Annotated in this window: 2 protein-coding genes and 1 pseudogene; 1 reads left to right on the forward strand and 2 read right to left on the reverse strand. The window is 32.9% G+C overall.

Annotated features, from left to right (window positions below; all coding sequences use genetic code 11):
* Positions 1–703: pseudogene (locus KQI85_RS16125) on the forward strand (hypothetical protein); the annotation flags it as partial.
* Positions 704–1,027: 324 nt separating this feature from the next.
* On the opposite strand, the gene KQI85_RS16130 reads toward KQI85_RS16125, so the two are convergent.
* Positions 1,028–1,519, reverse strand: a complete 492-nt coding sequence (locus tag KQI85_RS16130; RefSeq protein WP_216577051.1) for a hypothetical protein — start codon at positions 1,517–1,519, stop codon at positions 1,028–1,030.
* Positions 1,491–2,327, reverse strand: coding sequence for an Rpn family recombination-promoting nuclease/putative transposase (locus tag KQI85_RS16135; RefSeq protein WP_216577052.1), 837 nt, complete (start codon positions 2,325–2,327; stop codon positions 1,491–1,493). The genes KQI85_RS16130 and KQI85_RS16135 overlap by 29 nt, the downstream gene beginning before the upstream one ends.
* Positions 2,328–3,042 lie beyond the last annotated feature (715 nt).

Here is a 3,042-nt window from a genome sequence, read left to right on the forward strand (position 1 = left end):
ATCAGCTGCTGCAGGTAATACATTAACATTCCAGACAGATTCATTCAGTGTATTCTCAATTGTTGAGACACCTGATGCTGAAGTTACTGATAATACTGCTGGTTTCGATAAACCAGATACACCAGATTCAGAAGACATCTACGACAAAGTAAACTTCTCAGCACATGTACAGAGAAGAATTGGAACAGATGATGAAGCCGATATTGCTGCAACAGTATCAGATGACGGTATCATCTCACTTGGTACTCATGGACAGAGCAGACGAGTTGAGAAGATTACACTCACAGGTCTTAATGCAGATGAAGTTGAGATGACAGCTCACGTACAGAAGAGAGTTGACCATCCAGAAGATGTAGCTGATTTAACACAGGTTGTTAATGAAGACGGTTCAATTTCAATCGGTACAGAACACCAGTCAAGAAGAATTGAGGCATTCTCAATGAATCTTAAAGGCGACTTAGCTGAGAAATACGATGTATACTACAGAGTACATGCTCAGAACTATGGCTGGTTAGGATGGGCTAAGAACGGTGAAATCGCTGGTACATCAGGCCACTCATTCAGACTTGAAGGAATCGAAATCATCTTCGTTGAAAAAGGTACAGAGTTTGACGAAAGCCAGTACGTTAAGACACCAGAAGAAGGCGACAGAGGATATTCAGAAAAAGCAGCTTATATGGATAGAGTTGTTAGCGAGAAATAATCTGAAACTGGTAGCAGAAATAAATAGTAAGTCAAGATAACGGATTAATAAAATGTTGGGATAAGATGACATATTAATAATCTGTAAGAATGATAGATAACTTATAGTTATTGTTCATATCTAGATAAGAAGCTCCCTGGTAATATCATTAGTTGATATATCAGGGAGCTTTTATGTATAACATTTTTAAATTATGTTGTAAATAATTTTGGCTCTTTGCCAAGAGTGGGGTAAAATAACATAAAAAAGGATTTCTCAAACTTTCAAACATTAATTTATGTTATTTAGTAAGAGAAATCCTTTTTATATAACCACTTAAAATATTTAGTTATTCTTTGATAATTCGTTGTAATAATCTTCTATATATTTACCTGCTGTTTCTAAAGAAATTTCAAATGTTTGAGAAATTTCCCTGATTATATCTTCATTTTTAAAATTAAGCCTGTGTAAAAGAACGATGGTTTTTCGAATATTCTTGATGCGTTCCTCTTCACGCCCTTCTTCACGTCCTTCCTCACGTCCTTCTTCACGAGCCTCTTCACGTTCTTCCATAATCTTTGCATTTAGTGTCATATACTCAACCCTCCAATCACTTCGTTCAATAGCTTTATCGACTGACTTTTCAATAGCTTTTGTCAGTTTACTTTCTGCGTCTTTTCCCTGTAGATAATCAAGAAATGCACACATGTTATCAGAGAGATTATCTCTGTCACCAGTGACATACACATCAAATCTTAAAAATCCATCTCTAAAAGTGGGAGATGGATTTTTAAGAAAATGTATAAATTTATGAGTTGGTTTTATTTTCCTCTTCATAATATTTATCAAGATATTTATAGGTTTCATCAAGTGTTATACCGAATCGTTCGGATATCTGTTCAATTATTTTAGAATCCTGAATTCCCAATCCTTTTAAAATTGATATCGTGGTTAAAATATTCTTGATGCGTTCATCTTCACGTTCTTCCATAATCTTTGCATTCAGTGTCATATACTCAACCCTCCAATCACTTCGTTCAATAGCTTTATCGACTGACGTTTCAATAGCTTTTGTCAGTTTACTTTCTGCGTCTTTTCCCTGTAAGTAATCAAGAAATGCACACATGTTATCAGAGAGATTATCTCTGTCACCAGCAGCATTAATAATTACTTTGTATGCATCATCTTTAAGTTTTATCTCATTATCCTGCAGGCATATATTTTCAAATGTATATATCGGCAGGTTTTTGCCACTTTCCTTAAATGGATTCTCTAGGCATATAAATATTATATATGTCTTCTTAAGTTCTTTGTACGGACTTCCCTTCTCAATAAGGTTAATGTCAAGCATCCCCTGATAGTAGCGTGTTCGCTTTGGCAGGTCAGTTGCAAGTGTTGTCTGCATCTCCACATCATATACTGTATTGCTGTCATCGGAGACGTACACATCAAGTCTTATACTCTTTGCAAGAGCAGTTATGTCAAAAGTCTTCTGACTTTCGACAAGTTCAATTCTGCTGATATTCATGTTAAGTATCAGTTCGAGTACCTCTTTGCATAAATCTAAGTTGGTTGACATTACCTTGCAGAACATAAAATCATCTGTAAATGTAAGTTCTGAGTAATCTTTAAATCGTTTAGCCATAATAAAATCTTTTGTCCTTATCTCGTATTTCTATCTTTGCTATATATTATAGTGCTTCTATTTGTACCATACATACTATAGCTTTTCTGTTTATAGTTTCTTCTATCTATAGTATAACACATGTAAAAAAATATTCAAACTCATTCTCGAACTTTTGTTTCTAAAATTTTTCAACCTGGATTTTTTTAACTTAAGGCACTCTAAGCTAAGAGCTATTTAAGCCATAAAAAATAAAGGCATTCCCATCGACTGAGAATGCCTTAAAAGTAATTTAATTATTAATTGTAGATGTGATATAAAATTAGGATATTAGTTTTGATTTAATTAGATTAGATATAAGATATGAATATCAATAATTAATAATGAATACTCCAACCATCATGGCACAATACATTATAGAAAATAAATAGATGTTTGCTATATAATATAATACAATGCTAATCTGTAAGTCATGCATGAAAAAAGAAAGTGTATAGACAGCATACAAAGATGTAATGAATTAAAGACTTGATACATCTTTATACACTTTGTAGAAGCAGAATCATACATATAATAATAATAATAATACGGTTCAGTTTAGTATGATTCAAAGTTGCGAATAATTCTCGATAATACTATATGTATTATAATATCAAAGATTCCATCTTATATTAAATACAGTAGTATATTCCAGACATCATGCACATTATATTACTATGTTTAGCACAACACTCAT

This window comes from Falcatimonas sp. MSJ-15 (assembly GCF_018918265.1).
GTDB lineage: Bacteria > Bacillota > Clostridia > Lachnospirales > Lachnospiraceae > Falcatimonas.

Bases quoted from the DNA above. Each gene is read 5' to 3' on its own strand.
- KQI85_RS16130 (WP_216577051.1), bottom strand. From the start codon at position 1,519: ATGAAGAGGAAAATAAAACCAACTCATAAATTTATACATTTTCTTAAA.
- KQI85_RS16135 (WP_216577052.1), bottom strand. From the start codon at position 2,327: ATGGCTAAACGATTTAAAGATTACTCAGAACTTACATTTACAGATGAT.